Source organism: Rhodococcus sp. HNM0563 (assembly GCF_012726195.1).
In the GTDB taxonomy this organism is placed as follows: domain Bacteria; phylum Actinomycetota; class Actinomycetes; order Mycobacteriales; family Mycobacteriaceae; genus Rhodococcus.
This window is the reverse complement of sequence record NZ_JAASAF010000001.1, coordinates 527,502-547,851: the sequence shown is the minus strand read 5'-3', so window position 1 is coordinate 547,851 and position 20,350 is coordinate 527,502. Positions and strand designations below refer to the sequence as shown.

General features: G+C 65.6%; 17 protein-coding genes. 10 read left to right on the top strand and 7 right to left on the bottom strand.

Features of this window, described 5'->3' with window-relative positions; genetic code table 11:
- Window positions 1-74 precede the first annotated feature (74 nt).
- Genes HCA61_RS02645 through HCA61_RS02635 form a run of 3 tightly spaced genes read left to right on the top strand, consistent with a single transcriptional unit; the run spans window position 75 to window position 3,711 of the window.
- Complete coding sequence (locus tag HCA61_RS02645; RefSeq protein ID WP_169686360.1) at window positions 75-911, top strand: cytochrome c; 837 nt, start codon at window positions 75-77, stop codon at window positions 909-911.
- Window positions 908-2,035, top strand: a complete 1,128-nt coding sequence (locus HCA61_RS02640; RefSeq protein WP_169686358.1) for a ubiquinol-cytochrome c reductase iron-sulfur subunit — start codon at window positions 908-910, stop codon at window positions 2,033-2,035. The genes HCA61_RS02645 and HCA61_RS02640 overlap by 4 nt, the downstream gene beginning before the upstream one ends.
- The gene (locus tag HCA61_RS02635; RefSeq protein ID WP_169686357.1) at window positions 2,032-3,711 is read left to right on the top strand and encodes a cytochrome bc complex cytochrome b subunit; all 1,680 of its coding nucleotides are present in this window, start codon (window positions 2,032-2,034) and stop codon (window positions 3,709-3,711) included. Before HCA61_RS02640 ends, HCA61_RS02635 begins: the two co-directional genes overlap by 4 nt.
- Before the next feature lie 968 nt (window positions 3,712-4,679).
- On the opposite strand, the gene HCA61_RS02630 is transcribed toward HCA61_RS02635, so the two are convergent.
- On the bottom strand, window positions 4,680-5,096 hold the full coding sequence (locus HCA61_RS02630) for a cytochrome c oxidase subunit 4 (protein ID WP_169686355.1): 417 nt from the start codon (window positions 5,094-5,096) through the stop codon (window positions 4,680-4,682).
- A gap of 30 nt (window positions 5,097-5,126) precedes the next feature.
- A complete protein-coding gene (locus HCA61_RS02625; RefSeq protein ID WP_169686353.1) occupies window positions 5,127-6,182 on the bottom strand; it encodes a cytochrome c oxidase subunit II in 1,056 nt (351 codons plus the stop codon).
- Between the two features lie 310 nt (window positions 6,183-6,492).
- On the opposite strand from HCA61_RS02625, the gene asnB reads away from it, so the two are divergent.
- Window positions 6,493-8,418: an asparagine synthase (glutamine-hydrolyzing) gene (asnB, locus tag HCA61_RS02620; protein WP_169686351.1), complete on the top strand. Its 1,926-nt coding sequence runs from the start codon at window positions 6,493-6,495 to the stop codon at window positions 8,416-8,418.
- 105 nt (window positions 8,419-8,523) lie between these two features.
- On the opposite strand, the gene HCA61_RS02615 is transcribed toward asnB, so the two are convergent.
- The gene (locus HCA61_RS02615) at window positions 8,524-9,492 is read right to left on the bottom strand and encodes a carbohydrate kinase family protein (protein WP_169686349.1); all 969 of its coding nucleotides are present in this window, start codon (window positions 9,490-9,492) and stop codon (window positions 8,524-8,526) included.
- A 145-nt stretch (window positions 9,493-9,637) separates the two neighbouring features.
- Window positions 9,638-9,988: an iron-sulfur cluster assembly accessory protein gene (locus HCA61_RS02610; protein ID WP_169686347.1), complete on the bottom strand. Its 351-nt coding sequence runs from the start codon at window positions 9,986-9,988 to the stop codon at window positions 9,638-9,640.
- 155 nt (window positions 9,989-10,143) lie between these two features.
- On the opposite strand from HCA61_RS02610, the gene HCA61_RS02605 reads away from it, so the two are divergent.
- Window positions 10,144-10,818: a DUF3043 domain-containing protein gene (locus tag HCA61_RS02605; RefSeq protein WP_169686345.1), complete on the top strand. Its 675-nt coding sequence runs from the start codon at window positions 10,144-10,146 to the stop codon at window positions 10,816-10,818.
- 28 nt (window positions 10,819-10,846) lie between these two features.
- On the opposite strand, the gene HCA61_RS02600 is transcribed toward HCA61_RS02605, so the two are convergent.
- Window positions 10,847-11,152, bottom strand: a complete 306-nt coding sequence (locus tag HCA61_RS02600) for a hypothetical protein (protein WP_169686343.1) — start codon at window positions 11,150-11,152, stop codon at window positions 10,847-10,849.
- Between the two features lie 138 nt (window positions 11,153-11,290).
- Here HCA61_RS02600 and cobT point away from each other — a divergent pair, with 138 nt between their 5' ends.
- Together cobT and HCA61_RS02590 are read left to right on the top strand one after the other, a co-directional pair.
- Window positions 11,291-12,361 carry a nicotinate-nucleotide--dimethylbenzimidazole phosphoribosyltransferase gene (gene cobT / locus HCA61_RS02595; protein ID WP_247274539.1) on the top strand — a complete coding sequence of 357 codons (1,071 nt, stop codon included), beginning with the start codon at window positions 11,291-11,293 and terminating at the stop codon, window positions 12,359-12,361.
- Window positions 12,361-13,122 carry an adenosylcobinamide-GDP ribazoletransferase gene (locus tag HCA61_RS02590; RefSeq protein ID WP_169686341.1) on the top strand — a complete coding sequence of 254 codons (762 nt, stop codon included), beginning with the start codon at window positions 12,361-12,363 and terminating at the stop codon, window positions 13,120-13,122. Before cobT ends, HCA61_RS02590 begins: the two co-directional genes overlap by 1 nt.
- Before the next feature lie 57 nt (window positions 13,123-13,179).
- Here the strand turns inward: HCA61_RS02590 and HCA61_RS02585 are convergent, their stop codons facing one another.
- Window positions 13,180-14,286 (bottom strand): branched-chain amino acid aminotransferase, encoded by a 1,107-nt coding sequence (locus HCA61_RS02585; protein WP_169686339.1) that lies wholly within the window; start codon window positions 14,284-14,286, stop codon window positions 13,180-13,182.
- A gap of 32 nt (window positions 14,287-14,318) precedes the next feature.
- Complete coding sequence (gene gcvT, locus HCA61_RS02580) at window positions 14,319-15,419, bottom strand: glycine cleavage system aminomethyltransferase GcvT (RefSeq protein ID WP_169686338.1); 1,101 nt, start codon at window positions 15,417-15,419, stop codon at window positions 14,319-14,321.
- 129 nt (window positions 15,420-15,548) lie between these two features.
- Here gcvT and HCA61_RS02575 point away from each other — a divergent pair, with 129 nt between their 5' ends.
- From HCA61_RS02575 to lipB, 3 genes are all read left to right on the top strand, one after another.
- Window positions 15,549-17,060, top strand: coding sequence for a leucyl aminopeptidase (locus HCA61_RS02575; RefSeq protein ID WP_169686336.1), 1,512 nt, complete (start codon window positions 15,549-15,551; stop codon window positions 17,058-17,060).
- Window positions 17,061-17,369: 309 nt separating this feature from the next.
- Window positions 17,370-19,430 carry a 2-oxoglutarate dehydrogenase, E2 component, dihydrolipoamide succinyltransferase gene (gene sucB, locus HCA61_RS02570; RefSeq protein ID WP_169686334.1) on the top strand — a complete coding sequence of 687 codons (2,061 nt, stop codon included), beginning with the start codon at window positions 17,370-17,372 and terminating at the stop codon, window positions 19,428-19,430.
- Window positions 19,431-19,539: 109 nt separating this feature from the next.
- Window positions 19,540-20,319 carry a lipoyl(octanoyl) transferase LipB gene (lipB, locus tag HCA61_RS02565; RefSeq protein WP_169686331.1) on the top strand — a complete coding sequence of 260 codons (780 nt, stop codon included), beginning with the start codon at window positions 19,540-19,542 and terminating at the stop codon, window positions 20,317-20,319.
- Window positions 20,320-20,350 lie beyond the last annotated feature (31 nt).

Here is a 20,350-nt window from a genome sequence, read left to right as displayed (position 1 = left end):
TCCAGTCAGTCCCGACTTACATATAAGGGATACAGATGAGTTCATCCCCACCTCTCGCACCCGAGGGTGACGACATGCCCGGTCGATCCTCGGCAGCTTCGGCTGCCACGTCCCGCCGTCAGCGCAAGCTCAGGCGCCGCGTCACCGGTGCCCTGGTACTCGCGCTCGGCCTCCTCAGCGCAGGCTTCCTTGCTTCTGCGCTGACACCCGACCCACAGGTGGCCACTGCTCAGGACGACCAGAGCGCATTGATCCGCGAGGGCCAGCAGCTCTACGAGACCTCCTGCGTGACCTGTCACGGTGTCAACCTGCAGGGCATCGAGGATCGCGGTCCCACGCTGATCGGCGTCGGCGAAGCCGCGGTCTACTTCCAGGTCTCCTCCGGTCGTATGCCGGCCGTCCGCAACGAGGCCCAGGCCGTGCGGAAGGACCCGAAGTTCGACACCAGGCAGACCGACGCTCTCGGCGCGTACATCCAGGCCAACGGTGGTGGCCCCACGGTGATCCGCGACGAGAACGGGGAGATCGCCCAGTCGTCGCTTCGTGGCAACGACATCGGACGCGGTAGCGAACTGTTCCGTCAGAACTGCGCTTCATGCCACAACTTCACCGGCCGCGGTGGAGCCCTCTCGTCCGGCAAGTTCGCACCCAATCTCGATCCGGCCAACGAGCAGCAGATCTACACTGCCATGCTCACCGGGCCGCAGAACATGCCGAAGTTCTCCGATCGTCAGCTGACGATCGAGGAGAAGCAAGACATCATCGCGTACATCAAGTCCGTCAGCGAGACCCAGGATCCGGGCGGATACGGCCTCGGAGGCTTCGGACCCGGTGCTGAAGGTCCCACGATGTTCGCCGTTGGCATCGTCGCGGTTGTCGGTGCTGCACTGTGGATCGGAGCAAGGTCATGAGTAGCGGCGACACGCCGAACAAGCATTCGATCGAGAACCTCGATCAGATGAGTCGCGACGATCTCGTCGAGCTCGGCACGAACCTCGACGGCGTCGATGTCGCGTTCCGCAAGGATCGGTGGCCCGTCGAGGGCACCCGCGCAGAGAAGCGCGCGGAGCGCAATGTGGCTGCGTGGTTCATCCTCGCGGGTATCGCCGGTCTTGCCTTCATCGGCATTTACCTGTTCTGGCCGTGGGAATACCAGAGCATCGACGACCCGCAGTACGGTTGGTACAACCTCTACACCCCGCTGCTCGGCCTGACCCTCGGTCTGTCGATCCTCGGAGTCGGTGTCGGCGCGGTCCAGTTCACTAAGAAGTTCATCCCCGAAGAGGTGTCGATCCAGGATCGTCACGACGGCCCGTCGGCCGAGGTCGATCGCAAGACGATCGTCGCTGAGTTGACCGATTCGCTCGAGACGTCGACGTTCACGCGCCGCAAGCTTGTCAAGCGGACCGCGATCTTCGGTGGCGGCGCGCTGGGAGTCGGGCTGATCATGCCGCTCGGCGGACTGATCAAGAATCCGTGGGCCGAGGGCGACGACTCGTCGCTCTGGGTGTCCGGCTGGACCCCCCGCTACCAGGGCGAAACGATCTACCTGCGCCGCGACACCGGCCGGCCGCAGGACATCGTCCTGGTGCGGCCCGAGGATCTCGATGCGGGCGGCATGGAGACAGTCTTCCCGTTCCGTGAGGCCGACCGCGGCGATGACCACGCGCTGCTCGACGGCCTTCGCGGGATCCGCAACGCCGTGATGCTCATCCGTCTGCGGACGGATGACGCGGAGCGTGCAATCAAGCGCAAGGGTCAGGAGAGCTTCAACTACGGCGACTACTTCGCCTTCTCGAAGATCTGCACCCACCTCGGATGCCCGACCTCGCTGTACGAGCAGCAGACCAACCGGATTCTGTGCCCGTGCCACCAGTCGCAGTTCGATGCACTCGAGTACGGCAAGCCGATCTTCGGTCCCGCTGCTCGCGCTCTTCCGCAGCTTCCTATTACAGTGAATGAAGAGGGCTTCCTCGTCGCCAACGGTGACTTCATCGAAGCTCTCGGCCCGGCATTTTGGGAGCGTCGCCCGTGAGTACTGCAACTCAATCACACGCTGCAAAAGCAGGCGAGAACCTCGACTCGCGGTATCACCTTTCTGCCGGCATTCGCCGTCAGATCAACAAGGTGTTTCCCACCCACTGGTCGTTCCTTCTCGGCGAAGTCGCTCTGTACAGCTTCATCATCCTGTTGATCTCAGGTGTCTTCCTGACGCTGTTCTTCGACCCGTCGCTGGCCCACGTCACCTACGACGGTGTCTACACGCCGCTCCGCGGTGTCGGCATGTCCCGCGCATACGAGACGACACTGAATCTCTCGTTCGAGGTTCGCGGCGGACTGTTCGTCCGACAGATCCACCACTGGGCCGCGCTGATGTTCGCGGCGTCGATCATCGTCCACCTGCTTCGTATCTTCTTCACCGGCGCGTTCCGTCGCCCACGTGAGGCGAACTGGGTCATCGGCTCGCTCCTGCTGATCCTTGCGATGTTCGAGGGCTTCTTCGGATACTCGCTGCCCGACGACCTGCTGTCCGGTACCGGTCTTCGCGCCGCATTCTCCGGCATCACACTGTCGGTTCCGATCGTCGGTACGTGGCTGCACTGGATGATCTTCGGCGGAGACTTCCCCGGCGAGCTGATCATCCCGCGCTTCTACGTCCTGCACGTGCTCCTCGTCCCGGGCATCATCCTGGCGCTGATCGCCGCGCACCTCGCGTTGGTCTGGTACCAGAAGCACACGCAGTTCCCCGGCCCCGGCCGCACCGAACAGAACGTGGTGGGTGTGCGCATCCTCCCCGTGTTCGCGGTCAAGTCCGGCGCATTCTTCGCGATGACGTTTGCGGTGCTGGCCCTGATGTCCGGCCTGTTGCAGATCAACCCGGTCTGGAACATCGGCCCGTACAATCCCTCACAGGTCTCCGCAGGATCGCAGCCGGACTTCTACATGATGTGGACCGACGGTCTGGCTCGAATCTGGCCGGCATGGGAGCTGTACCTGTTCGACCGGTACACGATCCCGCAGCCGTTCTGGATCGCGCTGCTCATGGGCCTGGTATTCACGGTCCTGATCGTCTACCCCTGGATCGAGAAGAAGTTCTCGAAGGACGACGCGCATCACAACCTGCTGCAGCGTCCGCGTGACGTCCCGGTCCGTACCGGCCTCGGTGCGATGGCTCTCGCCTTCTACACCGTCGCCACGCTCATGTGCATCAACGACATCATCGCGTACAAGTTCGATATCTCCATCAACGCCACGACGTGGATGGGCCGTATCGGACTGGTGATCCTGCCGCCGCTCGCGTACTACATCGCCTACCGGTTCTGCCTCGGGCTGCAGCGCAGCGACCGCCAGGTGCTCGAGCACGGCATCGAGACGGGCATCGTCCGTCGACTGCCCCACGGCGAGTACATCGAGATCCACCAGCCGCTCGGCCCGGTGGACGACCATGGCCACCCGGTTCCGCTCGACTACCAGGGCGCTACGGTGCCCAAGCGGATGAACCGTCTCGGCAGTGCCGGTAAGCCCGGCGCTGGTAGCTGGTGGAGCGCAGATCCGGCCGACGAGTCGGCTGCACTCGAAGCTGCTCATCACGAGAGCGAGGCAGAGCTGCGTACGATCCTGAAGGAATACCAGGACCGTATCCACAGCGAGGCCGACGGAAATGGTTCCAAGGCGCTGTCCGACAAGGACAGCGACGGCGACGTGCACTGACACGTTCCACCTGCTCTACCCCCAGAGGGCCCCGAACCGGATCGGTTCGGGGCCCTCTGGCCGTCTTCCGGACCTGCCACATCGATTCCGTGTGCGCCGCTACGGTGGCATCGGATCGGACGACGGCACCGAGCATCAAACGACGGCACCGAGTGGGATGCTGACTTTCGGCGGCGGGTGAAGCACGGGTTCCGACCCGCTTCGCGTGATAGCGCGCCAGCTCGGGGCGTGCCGGTGATCAGTGTTCTCCTGGCCCGAAGGAGTGATCACTGTGGAGGACTGGGCGTTGATCCGTCAGCTGCACAATTCGGGGCCAAGGACGCAGACCGCTATCGCCCGCAAGCGGGGCTCTCGCGCAACACCGTAGCCAAGGTCTTGCGCACACAAGCCCCGCCGAAGTACGACCGCGCCTGTTCCCAGAGATCGGCGTGGGCGCTGACCGAACCAGCCGTACGAACCCTACTGAGCACCTATCCGGCGATGCCGACGACGGTGCTGTCGACAGCCTTCGGCTGCTGCCGCAGGTGAGGCAGACTCGGAAACCTGAACCTGCTCATTTTCGGCCGGAGGATCTGCTCACTTTTCGACCGGACCCGACATTCGGACGATGCCCGAGTCGGCGGCAGCCGGACGCATCGCCGCCGTGCAGTATCGGCACGCCGGCTCAGCTCCTCGGGTGGGCCGTCATCCACCTGGTCTAGGACATCGCACCACTCTGCCGCGGGAGCTGACCGCGCCCCTCTCCCCTCGTTCGTACACGAACGGCAGCGAGTCGCTCTGCGGCCGGCCCCTCGTTGCCGTCAGCACTCGTCGCGCGCCTCCGCTGTGCCCTTTGCCGTTGTCGGCGGACGAACGGCGAATCGGACGAGGATTCGTCCCACACTTGCAGCGTCATCGGCGAAAACGAATGACGGCGGGCGCCGCACCCGTCGTGGGTGCGGCGCCCGCCGTCGTCAGCTCAGGAAGGGTCAGTGCTTCTCGGGGCCCAGGTGGTACTCGAACACCAGGCCTGCGGACGCTCCGATGACCAGCACGACCGCGACCACGATCAGCCAGCCCTGGAAGAACGCGAGGGAGATCGCAGCGAACGCAGCGGCTGCGGCCAGCAGGATCGGCCAGTAGCTGCCGGCACTGAAGAAGCCCAGGTCGCCTGCACCGTCGCTGATCTCCGCATCCTCGAAGTCCTCGGGACGCGTGTCGAGACGACGTGCAACGAATCGGAAGTAGGTTCCGATGATGAGCGTCAGCCCTGCGGACAGCACGAGCGCGGTGAGACCTGCCCACTCGATGCCCTTGTCCGACAACCCTGTGAAGGTGCCGTACACGATGGCGACGAGCACGAAGAACACCGTGACGAGTTCGAAGATCTTGGCTTCGAGATTCATTTCAGCACTTGTCCTTGTCGATGAGAGGTGTCACTCGCCCGCAGCGACGCTCGCCGAGCGGTCCGTGCGGTCGGTCTTGAACGGGTGGGTCGTGATCGCGACAGGCGACTCGCCGATTGCTTCGAGCGCCTGGGCGTTGGTCAGACCTTCGCCACCGTCCTCGACAGGCTTACGCAACTCGATGTACTCCGCGAACTTCTCCGGGGACACAGCGCGCACCTCGAAGTTCATCATCGCGTGGTAGGTACCGCACATCTCGGCGCAGCGACCGACGAATGCACCTTCTCGTTCGATCTCGGAGATCTGGAACACCGGGTCGGAGTTGTTGTTCAGCGGATTGGGGTTCACATCACGCTTGAACAGGAACTCGGGAACCCAGAACGCGTGGATGACATCGGACGAGGCGAGGTTGAACTCGATCCGGTTGCCGGTCGGGAGCACCAGGACAGGGATTTCCTCGGTGGTGCCGACAGTCTCGATCTTGTCGTAGTTCAGGTACGACAGATCCGTGACGCCCGAGCCGTGGATGGGACCCGGTTCCGCGTCGTGGCCGGCTTCGGCCGGATCGAACGGCTCGGATGCCGTGGCTTCTTCCGCTTCGTAGTCCGTACCGTCGTAGACGGAGCCACCCATGTCGATGGTGCGGTAACCGAACTTCCAGTTCCACTGGAACCCGGTGACGTCGACGACGACGTTGGGATTGTCTTCCTTCTCGAGCACGTAGTTCTGGACCACGACCGTGAAGTAGAAGAGGACACAGACCGCCACGAAGGGCGCTGCGGTGTAGAGAAGTTCGAGCGGGACGTTGTAGGCCGTCTGCCGCGGGAACTCCGGCGAGTTCTTCTTCTTCCGATGGAAGAAGATCGTCCAGAACATCAGGGCCCACATAAGAATGCCCATGACGAGGGCGGCGAGAACCGACCACGTCCACAACTCGCGCATACGCTCGGCCTGGGGAGTAACACCCTCCGGCCAGCCGAAACGAAGAACTTCTTCGCTCGAGCACCCCGTCAACACCAAGGCTGCAATGCCGAGTGATGCTGCGAGCCCGAACCGCCGAAGGATCCGACCTTGCGCCACGTTCACGCCTTCCTGATCGCCGCAATTCCATTAGGGCACACCCGAAGGGCAGACCCAATTACTACGCAGCGTAGACCAAAGCCGACCGCAATCCATCCTCGGGGCACGAAGATCGTGTCGCGCCGGATGGGTAGGCCGGATGCAGTTGCGGGTGACGACGTGTTTTGCGCGATCCCGATGATGAACCCGATCGGCGATCTGCGGCATACTCCACAGTGACCAACGTCGGATCCCGATTCAGAGTTCCCGCGTCCATGCGTGATGTGAACGCCATGGGATCGACCCCATCCCGATTGGAATCGAGGTACCGAACTCCGTGTGCGGATTGCTCGGGTTTCTGACCAACGACGGCACCAGCGATGACGCCGTCTCGCGCGTAGGCGACGCACTGCACTGCCTGCGTCACCGCGGACCGGACGAACACGGCACCTGGCACGACGCCGACCTCGTCCTCGGCTTCAATCGGCTGTCGATCATCGACATCGCCCATTCACACCAACCACTGCGGTGGGGCCCCCCGGAGCAGCCCGATCGATACGCGCTGACTTTCAACGGAGAGATCTACAACTATCTCGAGTTGCGCAAAGAACTGGCCGAGGAACACGGTGCGAAGTTCGCAACCGAAGGCGACAGCGAAACGATCGTCGCGGCCTACCACTATTGGGGCGCCGACGCGGTACGCCGCCTGCGGGGCATGTTCGGGTTCGCGATCTGGGATACCGAGACTCGCGAGCTCTTCCTCGCGCGCGACCCGTTCGGCATCAAACCGCTCTTCCTTGCGACGGGCCCGGCAGGCACCGCGTTCGGCAGTGAGAAGAAGAGCCTGCTCGAGCTCGCCGACGTCATCGGTATCGACACCGAGCTCGACGCGCGCGCGATCGAGCACTACACGGTGTTGCAGTACGTGCCGGAACCCGAGACCCTGCACCGCCGCATCACGCGTCTCGAATCGGGCTCGTACGCCCGCGTGCGACCAGGTTCCGAGCCGCAGACGACTCGCTACTTCTCCCCGACTTTCCCGGTACGTCCGTTCGCGGTCGGACGCGAGAAGGACCGCTACCGCGAGATTGCCGAAGCCCTCGAGGACTCGGTCGCCAAGCACATGCGCGCTGACGTGACTGTCGGCTCGTTCCTCTCCGGCGGAATCGACTCGACGGCCATCGCAGCCCTGGCCAAGCGACACAACCCGAACCTGATCACGTTCACCGCAGGTTTCGAGCGCGAGGGATACTCCGAGGTGGACGTCGCGGCGGAATCCGCCGAGGCCATCGGTGCCCGACACATCGTTCGGGTCGTCTCACCCTCCGAGTTCGCCGCAGCGATCCCGGAGATCGTCTGGTACCTCGACGATCCTGTCGCCGATCCGGCGCTGGTGCCGTTGTGGTTCATCGCGCGAGAAGCCCGCAAGCACGTGAAGGTCGTGCTCTCCGGCGAGGGCGCCGACGAACTGTTCGGCGGCTACACGATCTACCGCGAACCGCTGTCGCTGAAGCCGTTCGAGTATCTGCCGTCGATGCTGCGACGCGCCGCAGGAAAGTTGGCAGATCGCATCCCGGAGGGAACCCGCGGGAAGAGCCTGCTCAATCGAGGGTCGATGCCCCTCGAGGAGCGCTACTACGGCAATGCTCGCAGCTTCAACGACACACAACTGCGGTCGGTCCTTCGTGAGTTCCGTCCGGAATGGACCCATCAGGATGTGACCGCCCCCATCTACGCTCAATCCGCCGGCTGGGACCCGGTTGCACGGATGCAGCACCTGGACCTGTTCACGTGGCTGCGCGGCGATATCCTCGTCAAGGCCGACAAGATGACGATGGCGAACTCCCTCGAGCTCCGCGTGCCCTTCCTCGACTCCGAGGTCTTCCGTGTGGCTTCACAGGTTCCGCTGGAGCAGAAGATCACGAAGCAGACGACGAAGTACGCGCTGCGTCAGGCACTCGAAGGCATCGTCCCGCCGCATGTGCTGCATCGCGCGAAGCTCGGTTTCCCTGTGCCGATGCGCCACTGGCTCGCAGGCACGGAGCTGTTCGACTGGGCTCACCTGGTGATCGCCGAGTCGCAGACCGATCACATCCTGAACAAGGCCGCGATCACGAAGATGTTGCAGGCCCATCGTGAAGGACCGATCGATCACAGCCGGCGACTGTGGACACTGCTGGTATTCATGATCTGGCACGGCATCTTCGTGGAGAAGCGCATCGTGCCGCAGATCCAGGAGCCGGCCTACCCGGTCGAACTCTAGAACGCGCAGCCGTCCTGAAATACGGGACTCCTGGACGGGACGACGCCCCTCATCGAGTGCGATGAGGGGCGTCATCCCGTCCGGAGTTCATACGGATGCAGGCCGTCAGAGGATCGCGGCGATCTCCTCGGCCGCGGTGGAGTCGTATGCGTCGGCGAGGCGCTCGAGCGCATCGGCACGGTCGAAGACCCATTCCTGCGTACCGGTGGTTTCGAGCACGAGCACGGCAACGAGCGATCCGAGCTGTGCTGCCCGCTCGACGCTGAGTCCGGCGCGGTGACCGAGGAGGAAGCCTGCGCGGAAAGCATCGCCGACGCCGGTGGGATCGACCTTGGCACGCTCAGGCACGACACCGACCTGGACCCAGTTGTCGTCGGCGTCGACGATGCGGGCACCGTCACCGCCGAGGGTGGTGATCCGCATACCGACCTTGGCGCGGATCTCGTCGTCGGTCAGACCGGTCTTCTGCTTGAGCAGGCCCCACTCGTACTCGTTCGTGAACAGGTACTCGGCGCCGTCGATGAGCGCCTCCGCCTGCTTGCCGTCGAGCCGCGCGAGCTGCTGCGACGGATCGGCCACGAACGGGATTCCGAGACGACGGCACTCCTCGGTGTGACGGATCATCGCATCGGGGTCGTTCGCGCCGACCAGCACGAGGTCGACACCACGACTCTCGACGATCTCGGCGAGAGAGATCTCTCGGGCTTCCGACATCGCTCCCGGGTAGAACGAGGCGATCTGCGCCATGTCCTCATCGGTGGTGCACACGAACCGTGCCGTGTGTGCTGTCGTCGACGTGTGGACGGCATCGCAGTCGACGCCGTGCTGCTCGAGCCAGCCGCGGTAGTCGGCGAAATCGGCGCCGACGGCACCCACCAACACCGGCGCACCGCCGAGGACGCCCATGGCGAAAGCGATGTTGCCTCCCACACCGCCGCGCCGGACGACAAGGTCGTCGACGAGAAAGCTCAGCGAGATGTGCGCGAGTTGATCCGCGAGCAGCTGCTCCGCGAATCGTCCGGGGAACCGCATGAGGTGGTCGGTGGCGATGGAGCCGGTGACGGCGATGGTCACGTGGAAGAGCCTTTCCGCGTTGTCGAAATCTGGGAGTGGAGAGTCGATACGGCGCATCGAGCAGCGGCCGCAGCGTTCCCACGGTACCCGGCGGATACGTCAGGACCCCGGCACGGTCGCGTGCCGGGGTCCTGACGGGTCGAGCTCAGTTGAACGAATCGCCGCAGGCGCAGGATCCGGTGGCTTGCGGATTGTCGATCGTGAAGCCCTGCTTCTCGATCGTGTCGACGAAGTCGATGGACGCACCCTCGACATAGGGGGCGCTCATCCGGTCGACGGCAAGAGCAACGCCGCCGAAGTCGACGGTGAGGTCACCGTCGAGCGAACGATCGTCGAAGAACAACTGGTAACGAAGGCCGGCGCAACCACCCGGCTGCACAGCGATGCGCAGCGCGAGATCGTCGCGACCCTCCTGGTCGAGAAGAGCCTTCGCCTTCGCGGAGGCAGCCTCGGTCATGATGACGCCGTGGGCGGCGGTCTCTTGCTGGACAGTCATGGGCGCTCCCTGTCGTTCGAATTCAACCCGGATGTGTCAACGGTACCGCGCGGGAATCTATTCCTCATGCAGGAGTTGCTCACATTCGGTACGTCTCGGCCGTGCTCCGATGGGCGGCGTTCCGGTTCCCGCGCGTAGCCATATAGCCTGGAAGGGTGAAGTTGCTACGCCGTGGTGGTTCCGACGACTCCGACAAGCCCGAGGTGTCCGTACCCGCGACGCCCGCCGAAGCGGACGTGCCGCAGGCAGCGTCCCCGAAGCTTACCGAAGGCAAGGGACGCCCGACCCCCAAACGGCGCGATGCCGAAGGCAAGCGTCGCGGCCCGGTGGCTCCGGCACCCCTTACGGCCAAGGAGGCACGCGCGCGACGCAAGGCAGCGCGGAAGTCCAAGTCGAAGGACGAGCGTAAAGCGGAGTCCGCGCAGCGGCGCGCCGACGCATCCGAGCGTCGGAATCGGATGCTGGCCGGTGAGGAGAAATTCCTTCTCCCGCGTGACCGCGGTCCGGTGCGCGCATACGTCCGCGACATCGTCGACAGCCGTCGCAATCTCGTCGGTCTGTTCATGCCCCTCGCACTGGTGCTCATCATGACCATGTTCCTGGGTCCGGTCATCCAGCAGTACGTCACGCTCGCAATGTTCGTGATGATGCTGCTGATGGTCATCGAAGGCATCTATCTCGGGCGGATGGTCAACAAGAAGTCCCGAGCGCGATTCCCGGAATCCACCGACGGTGGCTTCGGGCTGGGTTGGTACGCGTTCGTGCGCGCATCGCAGATCCGGAAGTTGCGGGCGCCGCTCCCCCGGGTCAAGCCCGGCGACGCGATCTGACCGACCTCTATCGATGGTCACAGGCCCGTCAGTGGTGCGGCGCAGCGCGCGACTGCAGCACGACAGGCAGGACTTCGGCCGCGGAATCGGCGTCACCCGACGCACGAGACCGCGGCCGTGTCGCGTCAGCAGGACGGAAGTAGTTGTAGCGCAGCGACGCTCGGGTTACCCAGCGCGGAGCTGTGGTGCGCACGCGCCGGGCGATTTCGAGGCCGCCTGCGAGTACCGTCATCACGACCGCAATCAAGGCCAGTTCCATCATGGTTCGATCCTTCGCGCCGACCCCACCGGTCGACAGTGGCAGAAACGACATATTGCGGCGTTTTTCTGCCATTTCCACGGTTGATAGCGTCTAGCCGGTGAAGACCCACGTGAGAGGTGACCTGTGAGCAGCGGTTCCACACCAGTGCCGAACGAGACGACCGGGCCGAACGAGACGACCGGGCCGGACGAGACGGCTGATTCCGTCGACATCGACTTTCCCGCAATCGTCACGCCCGACCGCGAAACCTACCTGCAGGCAGAGGCACGGCAGCGTGATCTCACCAAACCGGCCGGATCACTCGGGCGGCTCGAGGAATTCGGCTGCTGGGTGTCCTCATGCCAGGGCGAAGTCCCACCCCATCAGTTCCGGCAGCCGCGAGTGGTGGTCTTCGCCGGCGACCACGGTGTCGCCCGTACCGGGGTCTCGGCGTATCCGCCCGAAGTGACTGCACAGATGGTCGCGAATCTCTCCGCAGGCGGCGCCGCAGTGAATGTGCTGGCTGCCAATGCCGGCGCACAAGTCCGGGTTGTGGATATCGCGGTCGATTGCGACACGCCCCCTGAGGTGTCGGCCTACAAGATCCGGAGGTCGAGCGGCTGCATCGACCGCGAGGATGCGATGACCCACGAAGAGACGATGCGCGCGATCGCCGCGGGTCGCGCGATCGCCGACCGTGAGGTGGACGAAGGCGCGGATCTCTTGATCGCCGGCGACATGGGCATCGGCAACACCACCCCGGCGACTGTCTTGATCGCCACCCTGACCTCCACCGAACCGGTCGCAGCGGTGGGACGAGGAACCGGAATCGACGATGCCGGGTGGATGCGCAAGGTCTCCGCCATCCGAGATGCGATGCGGCGGGCACGGCCCTTCGTGAAGGATCCGATCGCGCTGCTCCGTACCGCAGGCGGTGCCGATCTCGCGGCGATGGCCGGGTACCTCGCACAGGCGGCGGTTCGTCGCACACCCGTTGTCCTCGACGGCGTGGTCGTCACCGCGGCAGCGATGGTCGCAGAAGAACTCGCACCGGGTGCGCGCCGCTGGTGGGTTGCGGGACATCGGTCGTCGGAGCCGTCGCACAGCGTCGCGCTCCGTCATCTCCGGCTCGAGCCCATCGTCGAGTTCGACATGAGACTCGGCGAAGGATCCGGCGCCGTCACCGCGCTACCCATCCTTCGGGGTGCTGTCTCCGTCCTCGCGAACATGGCGACCTTCGCCGAAGCAGGCGTGACAACCCGTGACGCCGCCGCCTCCCCAGCCGAACCTGCAGACAGCTGATGCGCCGTGCGCTCGGCGGTGTCGCACTCGCACTGTCGTGGCTGACAATCGCACCCGTTCCGGGTCCGCACGAAGTCGATCGGGCGGTTGCGGGTAGAGCGATCGGGGCGGCGCCAGTCGCAGGGGTGTTCCTCGGCGCAGCAACAACCGCGGTGGCGTGGGTGGTCTCCACTGCTGGGGCGAGCGCGGGGATCATCGGATTCGTCTGTGTCGGATTCCTGGCCGTCGCGACCCGGGGTATGCACATCGACGGCCTTGCCGACACCGCGGACGGCCTGGGTTGTTACGGCCCTCCCGAACGTGCCCGGGAGGTGATGAAGTCCGGGGGCGCGGGACCGTTCGGTGTGACTGCGTTGATCGTCGTGCTCGCCCTGCAAGCGGTGGCGATCGGTGCCCTCGCCGACGCGGATTCGTGGGCAGCGATCGGGTTCGCCGTCGCGTTCGGCCGCGCGGCGGTTGTGCCCGCCTGTAGACGAGGACTCCATGCCGCCGAGGGCAGCCGATTCGGTGCGCTCGTCGCCGATACCCAGGGGCCGGTGGTGATCGGGGCGTGGAGCCTCATCGCGATGGCCGTCTCGGTCATGTGTCTGCCGGGGCCTCTGTGGCTCGGCCCGGTGACATTAGGCGTGGCGCTGGCGCTCGCGTGGTGGTTCGTGCAGCACTGCGCGACACGATTCGGCGGCCTGAACGGGGATGTTCTCGGTGCGACGGCCGAAGGATGCGTGGCTCTGCTCGCGGTTGTCGCCGCATGTGCCGTCTGATTTCGTCATGGGAGGGGCGTGCCCGTCTTCGGCGGGCACGCCCCTCCCATGTCCGACTCATGCGCGCAGAGTGGTCATCCAGCCGTGTGTATCGGCAAACGTGCCCCGCTGGATTCCGGTCAGCGTGTCGCGCAATGCCATCGTGATCGGTCCGGGCTCTCCACCGGAGATGCTGAACTCACCGTCGCGGTCCTTGACGCTGCCGACCGGTGTGATCACGGCAGCCGTACCGCACGCGAACACCTCGGTGATCTCGCCGGAGGCCGCCTTCTCACGCCATTCCTCGGTACTGATGCGCCGTTCCTCGACCGACAGGCCCGAATCGATCGCAAGCGTGAGCAACGAATCACGGGTGATACCCGGAAGCAGCGACCCCGACAGCTCCGGGGTGACCAGGCGCGCGTCCGGGCCCGACCCGTACACGAAGTAGAGGTTCATGCCGCCCATCTCTTCGACGTACTTCCGTTCGATGGCGTCGAGCCAAACGACCTGATCGCAACCCTGCTCTGCGGCATGCGCCTGCGCGACCAGCGAGGCCGCGTAGTTTCCCCCGAACTTGGCGGCCCCGGTACCGCCCGGTGCGGCGCGAACGTGCTCACGCGAGAGCCACACGCTCACCGGTTTGACACCGCGCGGGAAGTACGCGCCTGCGGGCGAAGCGATGAGCAGGTATTTGTACTCGGCTGCCGGACGAACCCCGAGTGCCGGCTCGGTCGCGAACATATAAGGGCGAAGGTACAGCGACGCTTCACCTCCGGCCTCGGGGACCCATTCATGATCGACGTCGAGCAGTTCGGTGATCGACCGGGCGAACAGTTCCTCGGGCAGGTGTGGCATCGCGATGCGGTCGGCCGACCGGTTGAACCGGGCAGCGTTGGCATCGAGGCGGAACGACGCGATGCTGCCGTCACTCTGCCGGTACGCCTTGAGGCCCTCGAAGATCGACTGGCCATAGTGCAGCACCATGGCGGCGGGATCCAGCGAAATGGCCGCGTAGGGCTCTACCTTCGCGTCATGCCAGCCGGTGCCCTCGGTATAGGTGATCGAGACCATGTGGTCGGTGAAGTACCGGCCGAATCCGGGATCGGCCAGGATCTCCTGGCGCCGCTCCGCGGAAGTCGGTGAGGGATGCGGGACGCGCGCGAATTCGAGGACACCTGTCATGAAGGACAATGTTAACCAACCGCCTCCGAGGCCTACTTGGTGTGGTCCTCGACGAACGGCGGCGAGACCACCTCGGCCCGGAGCGCACGACCACGCACGTCAACGCTCACCTCGTCGCCCGCCGCCAACTCTGCGCCTGTCTCGAGCAAGGCCAGTGCGATTCCGACCTTGAGGGTCGGCGAGAACGTTCCCGAGGTGGTCTCGCCCACTGCCACACCGTCCTTCAGAACCGTCTGGCCTTGCCGGAGCACTCCGCGATCGAGTGCTTTGATACCCCACAGGCGGCGTTTCGGACCCGCCTCCTTCTCTGCGAGCAACGCTTCCCGACCCCAGAACTCCGGCTTCTTCCAGCCGACTGCCCAGCCGGTGCGGGCCTGCAGCGGCGAGATCGCGAGCGACAATTCGTGGCCGTGCAGGGGGTACCCCATCTCGGTTCGCAGGGTGTCGCGGGCACCGAGACCGGCGACCTGCCCTCCAGCGGCCTTCACCGCGGTTTCCAGCGCACGGAACAAGGCCTCGGCGCCGTCCCACACCGGCAGGACCTCGAATCCGCGCTCACCGGTGTACCCGCTGCGGCACACGCGCACGACTGTGCCCTGCCACTCCGCATCGACGAACCCCATGTAGGCGATGTCCGTGGGCAGCCCGAGTTCGGTCAGGATGTCGGCGGACTTCGGTCCCTGTACTGCCAGAACCGCGTAGTCGCGATGCTGATCGGTGACGGTGATCGAGTCCGGCGCTTTCGCGGCGAGTTCCGCGACGACGGCTGCGGTATTCGCGGCGTTCGGCACGAGGAACAGTTCCTCGTCCGACACGTAGTAGACGATGAGATCGTCTACTACACCGCCGGATTGGGTACAACACAACGTGTACTGAGCCTTGCCCGGCCCGATCTTCGTCAGGTCGTTGGTCAGAGCCGAGTTCACGAACTCTGCGGCTCCGGTCCCCTCGATCGACACCTTGCCGAGATGGCTGACGTCGAACAGGCCGACGCTCTCGCGGACCGCGTTGTGCTCGGCCACGGTGCCCGCGTAGGAGACAGGCATCTCCCAACCGCCGAACGGCGCGAACGTCGCACCGAGTTCGACGTGAACGGCGTGGATGGGTCCCCGCTGCAATTCCTGGTCGCTCATGTCACATGAGGCTAGTCGACCTGCTGGACGACGGGGTTCCGTGCGGCCTCACCGGCGACATCCCTGAACGATCACTAGCATCGTTCGGGACCACCGCGTCTGTCATCCCGTCTGCATAGGAGTTGCCCTGTGAGCGCACCGACCCCGGAGTTGCCCGAACTCGTTCTCGCCGGCTCGATATCGAAGCGAGCCGACGTTCTCGTCGTCGGACTCACCTCGTCCGACGGAAACCCCGAGGTCCTTCTCGGTGACGGCGTGATCGACGAAGATGTGCTCGGGAGCATTCTCGACTCGGTGCAGGCCGTCGGAGCCACCGGTCGCGCCGAGGAGATCACCCGCGTACCTGCGCCCGCCGGGCTCGCTGTGGCGAGCGTCGTGGCTGTCGGCCTCGGCGCCGCCGACGGCATCGACGCCGAACAGGTGCGCCGCGCGGCGGGTGCCGCGTCCCGTGCACTGGCCGGTGTGACCACGGTGGCGACCACTCTGTCGGCCGTCGACCTCGGTGCCGCCGCAGAGGGCTTTGCTCTCGGCGCGTACACCTACACCGAGTTCCGCTCCGAGAAGTCGGCGCCGGGCGCCGACAAGAAGCCGCCCACCCGAATCGAACTGCTCGTCACCTCCACCCGTGACCGCGCCGCCAAGGCAGCGCTGGCGCGGTCCACAGCGATCGCGGAAGCCGTCGCGACAGCTCGCGAGTTCGTCAACACTCCGCCCAGCCACCTGTATCCGGCGTCGTTCGCTGAGCGCGCGAAGGCTCTGGGCGAGGCAGCGGGACTGAAGGTCGAGGTGCTCGACGAGAAGGCTCTCGAGAAGAAGGGCTTCGGCGGCATCGTGGGAGTCGGCAAGGGGTCGTCGCGGCCGCCGAGGCTCGTCCGTCTCTCGTACTCCGCCAAGAAGCGCGCGGCTCCGAAGATCGCGCTCGTCGGCAAAGGCGTAACGTTCGACACAGGCGGCATCTCGATCAAGCCGGCCGCCGGCATGGAAGCGATGACTTCGGACATGGCAGGCGCCGCAGCCGTCGTCGCGACCGTGGTACTCGCCGCGAAGCTGGGGGTTGCCGCCGACGTCACCGCCACGGTGCCGATGGCCGAGAACATGCCGTCCTCGACCGCGCAGCGCCCCGGGGATGTCCTGACCCAGTACGGCGGCACCACCGTCGAGGTGATCAACACCGATGCCGAGGGGCGTCTGATTCTCGCCGACGCCATCGTGCGCGCATGCGAAGACGAACCCGACTACCTGATCGACACCGCGACACTGACCGGGGCGCAGATGGTGGCGCTCGGCACACGCACTCCCGGAGTCATGGGCACCGAGGAGTTCCGCGACCGGGTCGCTGCGCTGTCACAGGAGGTCGGTGAAAACGGCTGGGCGATGCCGCTGCCGCAGTACATGCGCTCGGATCTCGAGTCGCGAGTCGCCGACCTCGCCAACGTGAGCCCGAATCGCTGGGGCGGCATGCTCACCGCAGGGCTGTTCCTGAAAGAGTTCGTCTCCGAAGGCGTCCAGTGGGTGCACATCGATGTGGCCGGCCCCGCGTTCAACACCGGCGGCCCGTTCGGCTACGTCGGCAAGGGTGGTACCGGTGTGCCGGTACGCACGATGCTCGCGGTGATCGAGGACGTCGCAGAACAAGGATGACGACCGCCGCCCATCACCGTCGTGGGTTCGACGCGGCCGTCCCCTCCGAACGGGGAGGGATGGCCGCGTGGGGCCGCACACATCGCGAAAGCGCTGTGAGCAGTTCCGCCCCTCGTCGAACATGAGACCGCGGCGAGTGCAAGGATGGTTCCGGGCATGCCTCCTCCGGTATCGGCCCACGAGAACACCTGAAGCAACCGCACGAGTCCCCGGCCTCGAGCACAATGGAGCGCGACCACACAATGGTCGACACCCACGAGTCGGTACAACTCAACACACCCGAACACAACCGTCGAGGAGTCAACAGACATGGCCTTCTCCGTCCAGATGCCAGCGCTTGGTGAGAGCGTCACCGAGGGAACTGTCACGCGATGGCTCAAGCAGGAAGGAGACACGGTCGAAGTCGATGAACCGCTGCTCGAAGTCTCCACGGACAAGGTCGACACCGAGATCCCGTCCCCCGCTGCCGGCGTGCTGATCAAGATCGTCGCTCAGGAAGACGACACCGTCGAGATCGGCGGCGAACTCGCACAGATCGGCGAAGCCGGTGAGTCCGCGGGCAGCGCCCCGGCTCCCGCCGCCGAGGAGCCTGCCGCGGCCGCGCCCGCCGAGGCCGCTCCCGCCGCAGCAACCCCCGCCCCGTCGACCAGCAACGGCTCGGGCACCCCCGTCACCATGCCCGCACTCGGCGAATCCGTCACCGAAGGCACCGTCACCCGCTGGCTCAAAGCCATCGGCGACGAAGTCGCTGTCGACGAACCCCTCCTCGAGGTCTCCACCGACAAGGTCGACACCGAGATCCCGTCCCCCGTCGCCGGAATCCTCACCGAGATCTCCGCGCAGGAAGACGACACCGTCGAGGTCGGCGGCCAACTCGCTGTCATCGGCTCCGAGGCCCCCGCGCAGCAGACCGCAGCAGCACCGGCCGCACCGGCCCCCGCAGCCGAGAAGCCCGCAGAGGCCGCGCCCGCCGAGGCCGCTCCCGCCGCAGCAACCCCCGCCCCGTCGACCAGCAACGGCTCGGGCACCCCCGTCACCATGCCCGCACTCGGCGAATCCGTCACCGAAGGCACCGTCACCCGCTGGCTCAAAGCCATCGGCGACGAAGTCGCTGTCGACGAACCCCTCCTCGAGGTCTCCACCGACAAGGTCGACACCGAGATCCCGTCCCCCGTCGCCGGAATCCTCACCGAGATCTCCGCGCAGGAAGACGACACCGTCGAGGTCGGCGGCCAACTCGCTGTCATCGGCTCCGAGGCCCCCGCGCAGCAGACCGCAGCAGCACCGGCCGCACCGGCCCCCGCAGCCGAGAAGCCCGCAGAGGCCGCTCCCGCCGCGGCCGCAGCACCGGCACCGGCTGCGACGCCTGCACCGAAGGCTGCTCCTGCCGCCGCGACACCGAAGGCCGAGCAGACCGCTGCGCCGTCGGGTGACGCCACGCCGTACGTCACCCCTCTCGTGCGCAAGCTCGCCTCACAGCACAATGTCGACCTGGCGAAGGTGAAGGGCACCGGCGTCGGCGGGCGTATCCGTAAGCAGGATGTGCTCGCAGCCGCCGAGACCGAGAAGGCACCCGCTCCTGCGGCAAAGCCCGCGGCAGCAGCGTCGTCCGGAGTTGCTCCGGGTGTGCGTCCCGAGCTCGCGAAGCTGCGTGGTACCACGCAGAAGGCCAATCGCATCCGCCAGATCACTGCCACGAAGACCCGCGAGTCACTGCAGTCCACCGCGCAGCTCACGCAGACCTTCGAGGTCGACGTCACCCGGATCGCGCAGCTGCGCACCCAGGCGAAGAAGGCGTTCGCTGAGCGCGAGGGTGTCAATCTGACGTACCTGCCGTTCTTCGCCAAGGCCGTTGTCGAGGCGTTGCGGCTGCACCCGAATGTCAACGCGTCGTACGACGAGGCGAACAAGCAGATCACCTACCACGCGGCCGAGCACCTCGGTATCGCAGTGGACACCGAGCAGGGCCTGCTCTCCCCGGTGATCCACAACGCCGGCAACATGTCGATGGGTGCTCTCGCCCGCGCGATCGCGGATATCGCCGATCGTTCGCGCAACGGTGGGCTCAAGCCCGACGAACTCTCCGGTGGCACGTTCACGATCACGAACATCGGTAGCCAGGGCGCCTTGTTCGACACGCCCATCCTGGTTCCGCCGCAGGCGGCCATGCTCGGTACGGGTGCGATCGTCAAGCGTCCGGTTGTCGTCGAGGACGAGACCGGCAACGAGTCGATCGGTGTGCGGTCGATGTGCTACCTGCCGCTCACGTACGACCACCGGCTGGTCGACGGCGCCGATGCGGGACGTTTCCTCAAGACGATCAAGCACCGTCTCGAGGAGGGCGCATTCGAGGCCGATCTCGGACTGTGAACCGGTAGTGCAGCGATAGCTGCAGGACCGGCGTGACCGGGCGCGGGGGTGTCGTCTTTCGGCGGCACCCCCGCGTCTTTCGCTGTGTCGAGGCGTAGTGTCGGCACCTATGAGCAAGGCCACAACTTCGGCACGACTCGACTCCACCCCGGTCGTTGTTGCTCGGCTGGGATCGGTCGGCTATCTCGAAGCATGGGAGCGTCAGCGCGAGCTCGCAGCCGACCGTGCAGACGGCCTCGGTTCGGACACATTGCTGCTCCTCGAGCACCCGCCCGTGTACACCGCGGGGAGGCGGACCGAGGATTCCGACCGGCCCTCCGACGGCACTCCGGTCATCGACGTCGACCGTGGCGGGAAGATCACCTGGCACGGACCCGGTCAGTTGGTGGGTTACCCGATCGTCCGGCTCGCCGAGCCGATCGACGTTGTCGGCTACGTCCGGCGGATCGAGCAGGCACTGATCACGGTGTGCACCGACCTGGGGCTGGCGTGTGGACGCGTCGAGGGGCGTTCCGGTGTGTGGTTGCCCGCCGAACTGCGCGACGGGCGGTGGCTCGCCGAACGAAAGGTCGCGGCTATCGGCATTCGTGTGCAACGCGGTGTCACGATGCACGGGTTCGCCCTCAATTGCGACTCGGCGCTCGACGCCTTCGACTCGATCGTCCCGTGCGGCATCCGCGACGCAGGAGTCACCTCTCTCACCGGCGAACTGGGCCGCGATGTGACCGTCCGCGAGGTCGTTCCGGCAGTGACCGACGCTGTCGTCGCTGCGCTCGACGGCCGACTTCCGGTCACCGAGTGCACTATCCAGCGGGTCACTTTCGAGCAGGCCGTATCGACTACGGCACCGAACCGGACGACACCGGAGTTCACTACTCACCGGTTCTGACATGCCCACACCCGGAAGAAGTTTCACCAGG